Source organism: Mesorhizobium sp. KACC 23794 (genome assembly GCF_052180275.1).
Taxonomy (GTDB): domain Bacteria; phylum Pseudomonadota; class Alphaproteobacteria; order Rhizobiales; family Rhizobiaceae; genus Kumtagia.
On sequence record NZ_CP197465.1, the window covers coordinates 6535062 to 6548852 of the forward strand.

Here is a 13791-nt window from a genome sequence, read left to right on the forward strand (position 1 = left end):
GTTCTCCGCGAATCGCTTATGTTCTGCTTATGTTCGACAGGAGACCAACATGGCTAAGAACACAGGTGACGATTACCGCCGAGGCGCAGTAACCGGCAGGACGCAGTTCCAACACGAGAACGGCGACTGGCAGAAACGCAATGAGCGCAACGGCCAGTTCATGGAGCGCAAGCAGAGCGAAGGGCCATTCAAGGGCGTGGCGAAAGAGCCGGATGGTCGGGATACGGAGAACTCCTGATCTCCTACCGCGCTCTATTCTGAACCGTGCAGCTTCGGCGCTGGCGCTTGGGGCGGTTCCCGCTGCCTCCGGCAGCTCCCGCCCTTTCGAAGCCTGCCGTCGATCCACCGGATCGACGGCTTGCCGTCTCGCTGCGCTCGACGGCAAGCGGCTTCTCAATCCCCCATCTTCAACGCCTGGATAAACGCCTCCTGCGGGATGTCCACCTTGCCGAACTGGCGCATGCGCTTCTTGCCTTCCTTCTGCTTGTCCAGCAGCTTGCGCTTGCGGGTGATGTCGCCGCCGTAGCATTTGGCCGTCACGTCTTTGCGCAGCGCCGAAATCGTCTCGCGGGCGATGATGCGGCCGCCGATGGCCGCCTGGATCGGGATCTTGAACATGTGCTGCGGGATCAGCTCCTTCAGCTTCTCGCACATGACGCGGCCGCGCTTTTCCGCCGCCGTGCGGTGGACCAGCATCGATAGCGCGTCGACCGGCTCGTCATTGACCAGGATCGACATTTTGACCAAATCGCCCTCGCGGTAGTCGGTCAAATGGTAGTCGAAGCTGGCGTAGCCCTTCGAGATCGACTTCAGCCGGTCGTAGAAGTCGAAGACGACCTCGTTGAGCGGCAGGTCGTAGACCAGCATGGCGCGCTTGCCCACATAGGAGAGGTCGGCCTGGATGCCCCGCCTGTCCTGGCAGAGTTTCAATATGCCGCCGAGATAGTCGTCGGGGGTCAAAATGGTGGCGCGGATCCACGGCTCCTCTATGGAGGTGATCTTCATCACGTCGGGCATGTCGGCCGGGTTGTGCAGCTCCTTCTGGGTGCCGTCGAGCAGGTTCATGCGGTAGACGACCGAGGGAGCGGTGGCGATGAGGTCGAGGTCGAACTCGCGCTCCAGCCGCTCCTGGATGATTTCGAGGTGCAGCAGGCCGAGGAAGCCGCAGCGGAAGCCGAAGCCGAGCGCGGCCGAGGTCTCCATCTCGTAGGAGAAGCTGGCGTCGTTGAGGCGCAGTTTGCCGACCGCGGCGCGCAGGTCCTCGAAGTCGGCGGCGTCGACCGGGAACAGGCCGCAGAACACGACCGGCTGCGCCGGCTTGAAGCCGGGCAGCGCCTGGGCGGTGGGGCGGCGGTCCTCGGTGATGGTGTCGCCGACGCGGGTGTCGGCCACTTCCTTGATCGAGCCGGTGATGAAGCCGAACTCGCCGGGGCCGAGCTCGTCGGCGGTGATCATCTTGGGCGTGAAGTAGCCGGTGCGCTCGACCAGATATTTGGCGTCGGCCTCCATCATGCGGATGGTCTGGCCCTTTTTTAAGATCCCGTCGATGACGCGCACCAGCACGATGACGCCGAGATAGGCGTCGTACCAGCTGTCGACCAGCATGGCCTTGAGCGGGGCTGACGCGTCGCCCTGGCGCGGCGGCGGGAGTTGCGTGACGATCGCTTCAAGCACGTCCTCGATGCCGATGCCGGTCTTGGCCGAGATCAGCACGGCCTTGGAGGCGTCGATGCCGATGACTTCCTCGACCTGCTCGCGGATGCGCTCGGGCTCGGCGGCGGGCAGGTCGATCTTGTTCAGGACGACCACGATCTCGTGGTTGTTGTCGATCGCCTGGTAGACGTTTGCCAGCGTCTGCGCCTCGACGCCCTGGCTGGCGTCGACGACGAGGAGGGAACCCTCGCAGGCTGCGAGCGAGCGCGAAACTTCGTAGGCGAAGTCGACATGGCCGGGCGTGTCGATGAGGTTCAGCACATAGTCCTGGCCGTCCTTGGCCTTATAGTTCAGGCGCACGGTCTGCGCCTTGATGGTGATGCCGCGCTCGCGCTCGATGTCCATGTTGTCGAGCACCTGCTCCTTGCCCGCCATCTCGCGCGCGTCGAGGCCGCCGGTCATCTGGATGAGGCGGTCGGCCAGCGTGGATTTGCCATGGTCGATATGGGCGACGATGGAGAAGTTGCGGATGTTTTTCAGCGGTGTCGTCATGGAGGGCGGCTATAGAGCATTCGCGGCCAAAACGGAAAGCCCGTTTTGTGGGCGGCTTGGCCCCGACCCGTTACAAACAGCATGGATGGGGTTCGGCGGGCCGCGACACCAGCGAGCGCGGGCGGTCTCCATGCGCGTCGCCAGTTGTCGACGGGACGCTCTCGTTGCTCCGAGAGTTCAGGAGGTCGGGGTGTCATCCGACGCACTGCCGGAGACCAGGCGGACGACGCTTTCGCCATGGGCGGCGAGGTAGTCGCCGTCGCATCGGCTGAGGCCCAGATCCTTGAGCAAATAGTCCGGCAGCGCAGACAATTCACGGCGGCCTTTGCGGACGGCGAGGATGTGCCTGGTGTCCGCCAGGATGCTGGCGGCACGCCGCCATAAGCCGGCTCGCCCGGTCTTGGTGCGGGGTCTTGCACCCCGGAGCTCGACGGTCGGATCTGTCATGAGGGTGTTCCAACTCGGATCAGGCGGCCGGCGGATGGCGAGCCAGATGTCCGCATGGGTGTTTGGGAGAGGTTCCAGCCGGCAGCCTTGCCGGCCGCCCGGCGAGATGCGGCTCGCCGGCAAGGCATCGCCGAAGCCGTTATCCGCCCGTCGCCAGATCGCACGAGACATCGGGGTTCATGTCCGCGAATGTGCCGGTCGGGTTCGGCTTCCAGGCCCAGACGTGCAGTTCGTAGAACGCGCCGAGCCCGTAGCGGTTGGGTGTGCTGTTGAAGTTGAACAGATGCCCTTCGAGCGCCGCAGGGCCTTTCGAGGTGATGTACTCGACCGCCACCAGGGCCAGCGATCCGCCGGGCATCGGCTCGTACATCACGGCTTCCGGGCGGGCGAGGTCGATCTTGTCGTCGGCAAGGTAGGCGGCATTGACGTAGTGGATGCCCATGGCGCCGCTGCCGGCCGGACTGCTGGCGCAGGGGATAGGCGCATAACCCTCCGCCGTCGCCTTCGATACGTCCAGAAACCGGCTGTTGGCGGCGCGCACCTTTTCGGACAGCGGATTATCCGTGTTCATGGCCGCATTGTGCGCCTCGACGAAGGTGGCGGTAGCGTAGAGGGCAAGGATAGCGGCTATGCCGCCGGCAAGTATGTTTTTCGTCATTTTGTTTCCATTGGTTTGGGAGCGCGCGACGCGTGGCTGGGCCGGCGGACAGCCGCCGCCACACCCGCGGCGTCGATTTGACTTTGATCGTGAGGGGGCGGGTCTTGCCCGTCCCCAAAAGTGCGAAGACGCGCACCCGGCGATCCGCCGGACGTGCAAAACATCAGGTGCCGCGCGCTGTCGCCGGGCCGATGACGGCCGCGACTTCCGTCACCTTGCTGGCCGGGAAGCCGCCTTCTTCGGCATGGCGCCGAACGACCTCGGCGCTCTGCGCCTCATGCACGCAATAAATCTTGTCGCCAGCCACATAGCTGGTGATCCATTCGTAGGGTTCGCCAAGTCCGGCGACGACTTCGTTGGATTTTGCGGAAATCTCCTTGAGTTCGCTAGCGCTCAGCTTGTCCGCGCCGGGTATCTCCCGCTCGATCACGTAGGTGGGCATCGTCAGTCTCCTTTTTGTTTGAACGATGCTTCACCATCGGCTGCAGACGTTGTACCGGATGTGGTAGGCGCCACTATTTTGCGGAATTCCGGTCACACGCTTGGTCACACGCCTGCCGCTGATGACATGGGCGCCAGCGGCAATTGCCTGGGAGGAGCAATCGACGGCCATGAAGATCAAACTCCTCGGAGAACCCGCCATCCTCGATGACGGCAGCGTGAGCCAGCCTGTCCGGGGGCACCAGGCATGGGCGCTGCTGTTGCGCGTGGTGCTGGCGCCGGGTCCGCTCGACCGGCGCGTGCTGGCGGCGGAACTGTTTCCCGATACCGTCGATCCGCTGGGTTCGCTGCGGTGGTGCCTGGCCTCGCTGCGCAAGGCGCTGGACTGCGCGGACAGCCTGTCCGGCGATCCCATCAGGCCGAATTTGCCGACTGATATCGAAGTCGATGTGTTGCAACTCGACCGGGACGAGTTCGACGTCGAGGGCGTGGGGAGGTTGCTGGGCGGGATCGAACCACGCTGCAGCCCGGAATTCTCGACCTGGCTCCTGGTCGAGCGCGAGCGCATCGCGGCGGTCGTCGAAGCCAGGATTAGGCAGGAGACGATGCGGGCCATATCCGTCGAGGATTATGAGCGCGCCATCCGCCTGGCCGAGTTCGGCGTGAGAGGCGATTCGTTCAATGAGGGCGCCCATGTCCTGCTGGTGAAGAGCCTGGCGCTGGCCGGGCGCTACGACGCGGCGATGGCACATGTCGAGGCAACGGAAAGCCTCTTTCTTGCCGAACTGGGCGAGAAGCCTTCAATGGCGCTGCGAAGTGCCGCGCGCCGCTCCATTTCGTCGCCGCCCGGCGGCATCTCGCCGGAAGCCTTCGTAAACTCCCTGATACAATCGGGTCTCGCGGCGTTGTCGGCCGGTGCGGTGGACGCGGGGATCGATTGCTTGCGGCGCGCCGTCAACGATGCCGAGAAGATCAGGGACAGCCACCTGCAGGCGAAGGCCACGTTCGAACTCGGCACGGCGCTCGTCCATGCCGTCAGGGGCTATGACGATGAAGGCGCTATCCTGCTCCGCCAGTCCACGGAGCTTGCCCGGCAAGCCGGCAGCGCAAGCATCGCCTCGGCTGGATTTCGCGAACTGGGCTATGTCGACGCGCTGGCCGGCCGCCGGCCGGCGGCATCGCAATATCTGGTGAGCGCGACCAGCCTCGCGCCCGATGACGACAGCCTCGCCGGGATTCACGGCGTGATCGGATTCAACCTTGTCGACTGGGGCAAGGTCGACGAAGGGCTGGAGCAGTTCGCGATGTCGCTCGACCATGCGCGAAAGGCCGGCAACCGCCGCCGGGAAATCTGGTCGCTCGGCATCGGCGCCTGGGGCCTTCTCGCGGCCGACCGGCTCCACGAGGCCGACGCATGGCTGGAATTGTCGCTGGCGCTCAGCGACGAACAGCGCTGGATTGCTTTCCGGCCGTGGCCGATCGCGCTTCTCGGCGAATCCAAAATCCGCCAGAAGCAGGACCCGGCGCCGCTGCGCGCCCGCCTCGAAGAAGCGTTTGCGACAAGCTGCCAGCTCGGTGACCCATGCTGGGAAGCAGCCGTTGCCCGCGCAATGGCCCTGACTTACCGCGCCGCCGAAGACCTGGCGTCCGCTTCATACTGGCTGACCGAAGCGCATCGACGCTGCGGCCGCGAGACTGACGCCTATGCGGCGCTGCAGGTCGAGATCCTGGCCAGCCAGGTCGAGCTTCATGCCAGGCAGGGCCGGATGGAGCAGGCCGACGCCATCGCGCGGGAATGGGTGTCTCTGGCGGCAAAGACACATTCCAATACGCATGTGGGACGCGCGGCGCAGTTCATCGGGCGTTGACACGAGGCGGCGACGCCCCGTGCTTTTCACTTCAATCGAAAGCCGAGCCGCGGGACCGCCGAGCCGCTTGGGTGGAGACTGGCCGACTTCCGACGGCGGCAGCCCTACCCCCCGTTCAGCAGCGAGATGATCAGTTGCTGGACATTGCCGCCGTCGCCCATCTCGACACGGTCGAAGTCGCGGCCCTTGCGGCGCTGCTCCTGCGAGAGTTCGGAGAGGCGCGCGGTCAGCACGGTGCGGATCTTCTTGCAGCCGGGGTCGTCCTCCACGGTGAGGCCGACGCTGTAGGCCACGATCTGGCGCACCATGTCGATGATGTATTGCCCATGCACCTTCTCATGCGCGGCAATCCCGGCGAAAAAGGGCTCCCAGCGGGCGCGGGTGGCGGCGGGCAGCTTTTGCGACGGTTTTGGCAGCGTGTAGGTGATGATCAGCTTCGGCTTGGCGGAAGCGATCACGCAGGCGTTGCCCCGGCGCTGGTAGTCGCGCTGCCAGGTGAGCTTGAAGTTGGTGAAGGCAATCGTCCGGCGGCCTTTGCTGATCTCCGGCCCATGCTCGCCCATCGAAGCGTAGAGTTCGGCGGGCGTCGTGCCGGATATGGCATAGGGCTCGATTTTTTCGACCGGCTGCCAGGCATCCTGGGCGGCGGCTGGCGAGAGGCAGAACAAGGCCGCCAGAAAGAATAGCCAGATGAATGTCCGCACGCCCGCTCCGTCGATGATTGACGGCGGCAACATTATGGGCGGCGGACAGGCGTTTCAACCGCGAGCGGACGGTTTCCTGCAAGCCATTCCGACGGTTGCAAGTTCCGATACCGTCCGGCGCCAGGCATTCCACCCCGGCCCTTCGGGTCACTTCTCCCCCTTGCAGGGGTGGAGGAAGGGCGCTGCCGTAACGCCGGGCGTCAGGTCAGCATGTCCGTGAAACTGTCGCGCCGGACTTCCTTGGTACGCTCGCGCGGGGCGTAGTGCAGGCCTACGACGCCGTTCTCATAGGCGCAGGAACCGAGCAATTGCAGGTCCATTCCGGCCGGCAGTTTCGCGAACCAGGATTTTCCGGGCGACACAGTCGGATAGACGAAGAAGCGGAACTCGTCGACAAGGCCGAGCGCGACGACCGACTGGGCGAGGCCGGCGCCGCCGGACAGGTGGATGGCGCCACCGGGTCGGGCCTTCAGATCGGCCAGGTGTTTTGCGAGGTCGCTGTCGGTAGGGACGACGATGTGTTCAGCATTGGTCCATGGCGTCAATGGCGAGGCGCCGGAGCGTGAAAACACCAGCTTTTTGATGGCGTTCATGCGGTGCGCCATGCGGCGGTTGGTCTCGGTGCCTTCGGCAATCGCGCCGGGCCAGTAGCCGGCCATCTCCTCATAGGTCGTGCGGCCGACCAGCACCGTGTCGAAACCGGCATAGATCTGGTCGATGTCGCGGTATTGGTCGTCGCTGACGCCATGCAGCCAGGCCATCGGATCGTCGAGGCGGCCGTCGAGCGTGGTCATCATCTGCAGGACGATCTTTCGGCCGGCACCGCTCACGGCTGGCGCTCCACCAGCCGCGCGAGTTGTCCGATGACGGTGCCCCAGCCGTCGTAAAAACCCATCTCGGCATGCATGTTCCGGTCGGTGTTGCTTTTGTGCATGACATGGGCGGCGTAGTCCGTGCCATCGGGATGGTCGGCCAGCGTGATGACCGCGGTCATGAAACCCTGTTCGGCCGGCCGCCAGCCTGCGGTGAGCGCATTGGTGAAGACAATGCGCCGGCTTTCGTCGACGGCCAGGAAGCAGGCGCTGAGATGCGGCGCGAAATTTCCGCCCTTCTCGCTGATCTCGGTGACCAGCCCGCCGCTGGGCCGCACATCCATCTGAACCACCCTGCACAGCGCCGGCTCGGGGATCCACCATTTCTCGAATTTCTTCGGGTCGGTCCAGGCGCTCCAGATGGCGGCGCGCGGCGCCTTGATGACACGCGAAATGGTGAGGTCCAGGTTCGGATCGAGGGGCGGGTTCATCTGGCGTCTTCCTCTTTGGTGACGAATTGTTCCAGGCGATCGGTACGGGCTTCCCATAGCGAACGCTGTTCGGAGAGCCAGGATTCGACGGCCGCGAACTGCTTCTTCTCGATGGCGCAGGTGCGCACCCGGCCCTGCTTGGCCGTGCGGATCCAGCCGCTGTCCTCCAGCAAGCGGATGTGCTTCATGAAGGACGGCAGCGCCATGTCGAAGGGTTTTGCCAAATCGCTGATGCTGGCCGGGCCCTGGCCCAGCCGGCCCAGCACGGCGCGGCGGGTGGGGTCGGCAAGCGCCTGGAAGACGTCGTCGAGAGGCTGATAGTGTTCCATATGGCTAAGTATCAGGACGAAATAGTTAGTGCAAGAGCTAACTAAAGCCGGCGACACGGCATTGCCATCGCGACCATTTCGTCATGCGGCAGCAGGGCGAAGGTCGGCGGTTCGGCTGATGCAGGTCGTCGTGCCCGACGGCGGCAGCGATCGACGCTTGCAGGCCGGGTTTGCGGGGCATTCCCCCTCCCGCCGATTTCTTCTTGCAGGCCAAATGCCCACCCACTATAGTCGCCGACAATATCTGAAATTAAATTCCACCAATGGAAAGACGGGCAGGTCGTGGGGTTGGAATGAACGTGCAGGGGGAGGCCGCCGTACAAAGTCAGCCGGTTGAGAGGGTGGTGCCGGTCGACATCGACCGTCCTGAAGCGCGCAACGCGCTGAATTTTAAGACTCGCGAAAAACTGGCCGCGGCAGTCGGGACTTTTGCCAGCCATCCCGGCATCGTCATTACCGGTCGTAACGGCGATTTCGTCGCTGGATCATACACCAGGGCTTTCGAGAAACTCGGATTCGCCGGCGTCCTCGCGCAGCGCCCCCACCGTTCCGGGGAGACCATCGCCGGATGTCCGAAGCCGGTCATCGCACCCGTCGAAAGCTATGCGCCCGGCAGCGGACACGCACCGCCCATACATGCCGACATCATTACGGCAACCAGGACCGCGATGTCTGGTCAGCCGAAAATCAAGCTGGGCCTGCATTGCCGGGCTGTGGCCGAGACGGCGGGCAGAGCTCGGGCTAGCGCTTGCGGCATGAAATGAAATGGAGAACGGCATTTGGCCCGCAAGCATGACCTGATCCCCTCGGCGCCCTGGTACAGGATCGAAACGGACGAGTCCGACTGGGCAGCGCTGCCGGAACAGACCCTGGTTCAGCTGTACAGCCAGATGAAGCTCATCCGGCGCTTCGAGGAGAAGATCCTCGATCTGGAGAAGGCGGGCCTGGTCCATGGCCCGGCGCACGCCAGCATCGGGCAGGAGGCGGCAGCGGCGGGCGCCACCTTGCTTCTGCGTCCAGTCGACCAGATCAACGGCACGCACCGCGCCCATCATCAGGTGCTGACCAAGCTCGTCAATGCACAGACCGAACCGGACTTCGACATACGCACGCAGGCCTTCACGCCGCCTATGAGCGACGCCGTGTACAGGCTGATGGCGGAGATCATGGGATTGACGCCCGGCTATTGCGAAGGTCGCGGCGGCTCCATGCATATGCGGGACGCCGAATCCGGCGTCAGCGGAACCAGCGCCATAGTCGGTGGCAACATCCCGCACGCCGCCGGCTACGCGCTGGCGGACAAGGTGCTCGGCCGCGACGGCATCTCCGTCAGCTTCTTCGGCGACGGCGCCTCGCTGCAAGGGGCGGCCTATGAATCCATGAACATCGCAGCCGCCTACAAGCTGCCGGTGATCTTCTTCGTGGAGAACAATCTCTACGCCGTTTCGACCCATATCGACGACGTCACCGCCGAACCAAGAATTGCTTCCCGAGGCCCGATGCTGGGCTTTACCGGCATCGAGTGCGACGGCATGGACGTGGTCGCGGTGCATCGGGCCGTATCCGATGCCATCGGCATCATCCGCGAGGGCCGCGGCCCGGTCATCATCGAAGCCAAGTGCTACCGCTACTTCCACCAGAGCGGCAGCAAGACCGGCAGCGAGTTCGGGTACCGCAGCCGCCAGGAAGAGCAGGAATGGATCGTCCGCGATCCGCTGCGTCTGGCGGAAGCCCGTCTCACCAGCCTCGGCATCCTCGACAATGCCGGCATCGTGCTGATCGACGAGCGCATCTCGGCCACGGTGCAGTCCGCCGCCGACCGGCTGACCGAGCCGGTTGCCGGAAGCAACCAGTTGCGCATACCGGATCGCCTGTGGCCGTCCGCCCAGACCGTCGACGACGGCATCCTGGCGAATGCCTCCGAAACGGACGGTTTGAAATACCGCGAACTGGAAGACTATGCGCCTGACCGGCTGGAGAAGGCGCGCTTCGTCACCGCGGCCGGCGAGGCGCTCGCCGCGGCCATGGCCCTCGATCCCACGATCGTCGTGCTCGGCGAGGACGTCCACCGGTTGCGCGGCGGCGTCAGCGGCTTCACCCGTTCGGCACTGGAGCAGTTTCCCGGCCGCGTGCTGGCCATGCCCATCGCCGAGAACGGCTTCACCGGCGTGGCGCTGGGCGCGGCCCTGCGTGGATTGCGGCCGGTCGTGGAAATCATGTTCGGCGACTTCTGCCTGGTGGCGGCCGACCAGATCGGCAACGGCATCGCCAAGGTGCGCCACATGTTCGGCGACGGCTTCCCCGTGCCGGTGATCATGCGCGTGCGCGTTTCGCCCCATACGGGATACGGCTCCCAGCATTCGGGCGACCCGGCAGCGCTGTTCAGGTTGTTTCCCGGCTGGCACGTCGTTTCGCCGACGACGGCCTTCGACTATGTCGGGCTGCTCAACACCGCGCTGAAATCCAACGATCCGGTCGCCATCATCGAGCATGTCGAATTCTACCAGCGCGAGAGCCTGGTTCCGCGCGACGAGCGCGACTTCTGCATCCGCATCGGCAAGGCCAAGGTCGTTCGTTCCGGCACCGCCTGCACGGTGCTCGCCACCTCGGCCATGGTTCCCATCGCAGCGAAGGTAGCGGAAGAGACCCGCATCGACGCCGAAGTCATTGACATGCGCAGCATCGGCCAGCTTTCCACCGACTGGCCGCTCATCCTGGCGTCGATCGCAAAGACCAACCGGGTCATCATCGCCGAGCAGGTCGCCAGCGGGTTCGCGCTCGGCCGCCACTGGATCGCCGAAATCCAGGCGCGCGCATTCGATGACCTGGATCACGAAATACTTCACGTCACCGGCAGTCTCTCGGCGCCCGTGGTGTCGGCCGTCCTCAACAAGGCCGCCCTCGGTTCCGCGGAGAAACTGCGGGAGGCGATGGAGTTGATCACCGAGAACGCATGAATCAGATCAAAACAGGAAGGGACATGACAATGAAAATGGGGAACTTTGATCGCCTTTCGAGACTGAAGGGTCTCGCGGCGGCGACTATGCTGATGGGTCTGGGCGCCATCGCGATTCCAGCCGAAGCCAAGACGCTGGTCATCGCCCGCGACATGGACGTCAACTCGCTGGATATCACCCGCGGCTGGTGCGACACCTGCATGATCTACAATGCCGCGGTCTACGACGCGCTGCTGACGCTCGACGCCGACAACAAGCTGGTGCCGCTGGTCGCCGAGAGCTGGGAAGCCAACGCGGACCAGACGAGCTTCACCTTCAAGCTGAACCCGAAGGCGACCTTCGCCGACGGTTCGAAGGTGGAAGCAAAGGACGTCAAGTGGTCCTGGGAGCGCTTGAAGAACATCAAGGGCAGCCCCTCCGGCCTGACCGAAACCATCGCCTCCGTGGAAGCCCCCGATGCCGGCACGGTGGTGGTGAAGACCACCGTGCCGAATTCCGAGCTGCTCAACCTCCTAGCCGCCAGTTACTTCGGCGTCGTCAACAGCGATGTCGCCGAGGCCGAGGCCAAGGCGGTCGCGGGTGAGGACGCGGCGCAGTCGGACCAGGCCGAGCCCTGGTTCATGGCCCACTCCGCCGGCGGCGGTGCGTTTGTGCTCGATTCCTATCAGCCGGGTGCGGAACTCAGGTTGAAGCGCAACGAGAATTACTGGCGCGCGCCGGCGAAGGTCGACGAGGTCGTCATCCGCCAGGTCGGCGACGCGGTCGCCCAGGCGCAACTGCTGCAGAACGGGCAGGCCGACGTGGCGCTGAACATCGACCCGGAGACGGCCAAGACGCTGACCGGCACGGACGTGAAGGTCGAGTCCGCACCGTCGAACAACTTCGTCTACCTGACGATCAGCCCCGGAGCCGTCGCCAACCCGTTCCCGATGACGAACGATATCCGCGAGGCCATCTCGATCGCCGTCAATCGTGCGGAACTCATCGAGTTCACGCTGGGCGAGGGCAACGGCCAGTTGATCTCGGTGCCGTTCCCGCTGGCCTTCCCGGGCGGCGCCAATCACCCGATCCCGGAATACAATCCGGAAAAGGCCAAGGAGATCCTGGCCAAGGCGGGGCATGGCGACGGCTTCACGCTTGACGCCACCTATCCGAACCTCAACGTCTATGGCGTCGACTTCAACCTGGCCATGCAGAAGATCCAGCAGGATCTGGCCAAGGTGAACATCAAGCTGGACCTCAAGCCAGTCGAGTTCCCCAACTGGCGCGAACTGGCGACGAAGGATCACATTCCGATCTCCTTCGTGTTCTTCGCACCCGACTATTACGGCACCTCGCAATATGTGGGCTATTTCGGCCTGGCGCCGGATTCGCCTTGGGCGAAGCGTGGCGGAGCCGAGCGCGACCCGTCCTTCCTGCTTCCCGAAGTACCGGGATTGCTGGCCGACGCGCTGAAGTCGACACCGGAAGAGGCCGAGAAGATCTACTTCGACATCGGCGAGAAGATCCGGCAGCAGAACGTCCTGATCCCGATGATCAGCCCGAACACCATCCTCGCCTACGGCAGCAAGGTTCACGGCGTCCGCAATTCGCCGAGCTCCAACATTCCGCTGTACGAGATCTCGATCGACGATTGAGGTCAACGCCAACGGATGCTTGCCCGAGGCCCCGCAAGGGGCCTCGTTTCCATGCGGCCGCGACAGGCCTGGCCCCTGAGGCCGGCCTGCCGCGGCGCGCAACGCGGCGGCGGCAAGGCATGGACCGCCGGCAAGAAATGCGAGATGCACAGCCCAACCACCTTGCAGGCAAGAACCCTGATTATCCTCGATAAATCAGTCACTTGAATTCACGGTTCAGCAACCGACAAGATCGGCTTCAGCCAGGAGAGCCAGGTGTCCTACACCGACTTCATTTTCAACGACTACCGCAAACGTGTTGGCGAGCTGGAAGCAGGCACCAATCCGCTGGCGCAGGGCGTCGCCTACATCGACGGCGATCTCTATCCCCTGCATGAAGCGAGGATCCCGATACTCGACCAGGGTTTCCTGCATTCCGACCTGACATATGACGTCCCTTCCATCTGGGACAGCCGCTTCTTCCGCCTCGACGATCATCTCGACCGGTTCGAGCGAAGCATGAAGCTGCTTCGGCTGCGCAGCCCGCTTGACCGTCACAGCATCCGCCAGAAGCTCGTCGAAATGGCCGCGAAAAGCGGCATCCGCGACGCCTATGTCTGCATGATCGTGACCCGCGGCCTCAAATTCATCCGCCAGTACAGCCCCGAGGAAATCGAGAACAATCTCTATCTCATCATGCAGCCCTTCCTGTGGGTGATGGGCGAGGAAATGCAGAAGACCGGCGGTTCGGCAATCATCGCCCGCGACGTCCGCCGCGTCCCGCCCGGCGCCATCGACCCGACCGTCAAGAACCTGCAATGGGGCGACTTCGTGCGTGGCATATTCGAGGCGCGAGACCGGGGCGCGAACTATCCGATCCTGACCGACGGTGACGGCAACCTCACGGAAGGGTCGGGCTTCAACGTCTGCATCATCAAGAACGGCGTGTTGCGTACGCCGAAGCGCGGCGTGCTCGAAGGCGTTACCCGCAAGACCGTGCTCGAAGTCGCCAGGGCGCAGGGCATCGAGTGCCATGTCGAGGACGTACCTGTCAGCGCCGCCTATGATTGCGACGAGTTGCTCTTCGTCACCACGGCCGGCGGCGTCATGCCGATCACAAAGCTGGACGGCGTGCCGATCGGCAACGGCGAGGTCGGCCCGCTGAGCAGGGCGATCTGGAAGGCCTATTGGGAAGCCCACTACGATCCGATGCTGAGCTTCGCCATCAACTATTGATGTGCTCCATGCCGGCGGCGCCGTCCG

At 64.2% G+C, this 13791-nt stretch carries 14 protein-coding genes; 6 read left to right on the top strand and 8 right to left on the bottom strand.

Translation table 11 applies throughout. The features are described 5' to 3' along the window. Positions 1-49 precede the first annotated feature (49 nt). A complete protein-coding gene (locus ACSBOB_RS31640; protein WP_442579978.1) occupies positions 50-238 on the top strand; it encodes a hypothetical protein in 189 nt (62 codons plus the stop codon). A gap of 155 nt (positions 239-393) precedes the next feature. Here the strand turns inward: ACSBOB_RS31640 and lepA are convergent, their stop codons facing one another. From lepA to ACSBOB_RS31660, 4 genes are all read right to left on the bottom strand, one after another. Continuing rightward, complete coding sequence (lepA, locus tag ACSBOB_RS31645; protein ID WP_442579979.1) at positions 394-2205, bottom strand: translation elongation factor 4; 1812 nt, start codon at positions 2203-2205, stop codon at positions 394-396. Positions 2206-2382: 177 nt separating this feature from the next. After that, the gene (locus ACSBOB_RS31650; RefSeq protein WP_442579980.1) at positions 2383-2652 is read right to left on the bottom strand and encodes a DUF1127 domain-containing protein; all 270 of its coding nucleotides are present in this window, start codon (positions 2650-2652) and stop codon (positions 2383-2385) included. Between the two features lie 139 nt (positions 2653-2791). Next, the gene (locus ACSBOB_RS31655; RefSeq protein WP_442579981.1) at positions 2792-3310 is read right to left on the bottom strand and encodes a hypothetical protein; all 519 of its coding nucleotides are present in this window, start codon (positions 3308-3310) and stop codon (positions 2792-2794) included. A gap of 163 nt (positions 3311-3473) precedes the next feature. Next, positions 3474-3752 (bottom strand): DUF4242 domain-containing protein, encoded by a 279-nt coding sequence (locus ACSBOB_RS31660; RefSeq protein ID WP_442579982.1) that lies wholly within the window; start codon positions 3750-3752, stop codon positions 3474-3476. A 169-nt stretch (positions 3753-3921) separates the two neighbouring features. Here ACSBOB_RS31660 and ACSBOB_RS31665 point away from each other — a divergent pair, with 169 nt between their 5' ends. Next, the gene (locus tag ACSBOB_RS31665; protein WP_442579983.1) at positions 3922-5619 is read left to right on the top strand and encodes a hypothetical protein; all 1698 of its coding nucleotides are present in this window, start codon (positions 3922-3924) and stop codon (positions 5617-5619) included. Positions 5620-5723: 104 nt separating this feature from the next. Here the strand turns inward: ACSBOB_RS31665 and ACSBOB_RS31670 are convergent, their stop codons facing one another. The 4 genes from ACSBOB_RS31670 to ACSBOB_RS31685 all read right to left on the bottom strand — a co-directional run bounded on the left by ACSBOB_RS31670 (position 5724) and on the right by ACSBOB_RS31685 (position 7955). Continuing rightward, a complete protein-coding gene (locus ACSBOB_RS31670) occupies positions 5724-6356 on the bottom strand; it encodes a DUF922 domain-containing Zn-dependent protease (protein WP_442579984.1) in 633 nt (210 codons plus the stop codon). A gap of 167 nt (positions 6357-6523) precedes the next feature. Continuing rightward, positions 6524-7153 (bottom strand): dihydrofolate reductase family protein, encoded by a 630-nt coding sequence (locus ACSBOB_RS31675; RefSeq protein ID WP_442579985.1) that lies wholly within the window; start codon positions 7151-7153, stop codon positions 6524-6526. Further along, positions 7150-7626 carry an SRPBCC family protein gene (locus ACSBOB_RS31680; RefSeq protein ID WP_442579986.1) on the bottom strand — a complete coding sequence of 159 codons (477 nt, stop codon included), beginning with the start codon at positions 7624-7626 and terminating at the stop codon, positions 7150-7152. Before ACSBOB_RS31680 ends, ACSBOB_RS31675 begins: the two co-directional genes overlap by 4 nt. Beyond that, on the bottom strand, positions 7623-7955 hold the full coding sequence (locus ACSBOB_RS31685) for an ArsR/SmtB family transcription factor (RefSeq protein ID WP_442579987.1): 333 nt from the start codon (positions 7953-7955) through the stop codon (positions 7623-7625). Before ACSBOB_RS31685 ends, ACSBOB_RS31680 begins: the two co-directional genes overlap by 4 nt. A 293-nt stretch (positions 7956-8248) precedes the next feature. Here ACSBOB_RS31685 and ACSBOB_RS31690 point away from each other — a divergent pair, with 293 nt between their 5' ends. The 4 genes from ACSBOB_RS31690 (at position 8249) to ACSBOB_RS31705 (ending at position 13764) form a co-directional block, all read left to right on the top strand. Then, positions 8249-8719 (top strand): enoyl-CoA hydratase-related protein, encoded by a 471-nt coding sequence (locus ACSBOB_RS31690; protein WP_442579988.1) that lies wholly within the window; start codon positions 8249-8251, stop codon positions 8717-8719. A gap of 15 nt (positions 8720-8734) precedes the next feature. Beyond that, the gene (locus tag ACSBOB_RS31695; RefSeq protein WP_442579989.1) at positions 8735-10912 is read left to right on the top strand and encodes a dehydrogenase E1 component subunit alpha/beta; all 2178 of its coding nucleotides are present in this window, start codon (positions 8735-8737) and stop codon (positions 10910-10912) included. A 29-nt stretch (positions 10913-10941) separates the two neighbouring features. Further along, the gene (locus tag ACSBOB_RS31700; protein WP_442579990.1) at positions 10942-12549 is read left to right on the top strand and encodes an ABC transporter substrate-binding protein; all 1608 of its coding nucleotides are present in this window, start codon (positions 10942-10944) and stop codon (positions 12547-12549) included. Positions 12550-12804: 255 nt separating this feature from the next. Continuing rightward, entirely contained in the window at positions 12805-13764 is a 960-nt protein-coding gene (locus ACSBOB_RS31705; protein ID WP_442579991.1) for an aminotransferase class IV, read from the top strand. Positions 13765-13791: the final 27 nt, after the last annotated feature.

Bases quoted from the DNA above. Each gene is read 5' to 3' on its own strand.
- ACSBOB_RS31650 (WP_442579980.1), bottom strand. From the start codon at position 2,652: ATGACAGATCCGACCGTCGAGCTCCGGGGTGCAAGACCCCGCACCAAG.
- ACSBOB_RS31700 (WP_442579990.1), top strand. From the start codon at position 10,942: ATGAAAATGGGGAACTTTGATCGCCTTTCGAGACTGAAGGGTCTCGCG.
- ACSBOB_RS31665 (WP_442579983.1), top strand. From the start codon at position 3,922: ATGAAGATCAAACTCCTCGGAGAACCCGCCATCCTCGATGACGGCAGC.
- ACSBOB_RS31640 (WP_442579978.1), top strand. From the start codon at position 50: ATGGCTAAGAACACAGGTGACGATTACCGCCGAGGCGCAGTAACCGGC.
- ACSBOB_RS31685 (WP_442579987.1), bottom strand. From the start codon at position 7,955: ATGGAACACTATCAGCCTCTCGACGACGTCTTCCAGGCGCTTGCCGAC.
- ACSBOB_RS31680 (WP_442579986.1), bottom strand. From the start codon at position 7,626: ATGAACCCGCCCCTCGATCCGAACCTGGACCTCACCATTTCGCGTGTC.
- lepA (WP_442579979.1), bottom strand. From the start codon at position 2,205: ATGACGACACCGCTGAAAAACATCCGCAACTTCTCCATCGTCGCCCAT.
- ACSBOB_RS31690 (WP_442579988.1), top strand. From the start codon at position 8,249: ATGAACGTGCAGGGGGAGGCCGCCGTACAAAGTCAGCCGGTTGAGAGG.
- ACSBOB_RS31660 (WP_442579982.1), bottom strand. From the start codon at position 3,752: ATGCCCACCTACGTGATCGAGCGGGAGATACCCGGCGCGGACAAGCTG.
- ACSBOB_RS31655 (WP_442579981.1), bottom strand. From the start codon at position 3,310: ATGACGAAAAACATACTTGCCGGCGGCATAGCCGCTATCCTTGCCCTC.
- ACSBOB_RS31670 (WP_442579984.1), bottom strand. From the start codon at position 6,356: ATGTTGCCGCCGTCAATCATCGACGGAGCGGGCGTGCGGACATTCATC.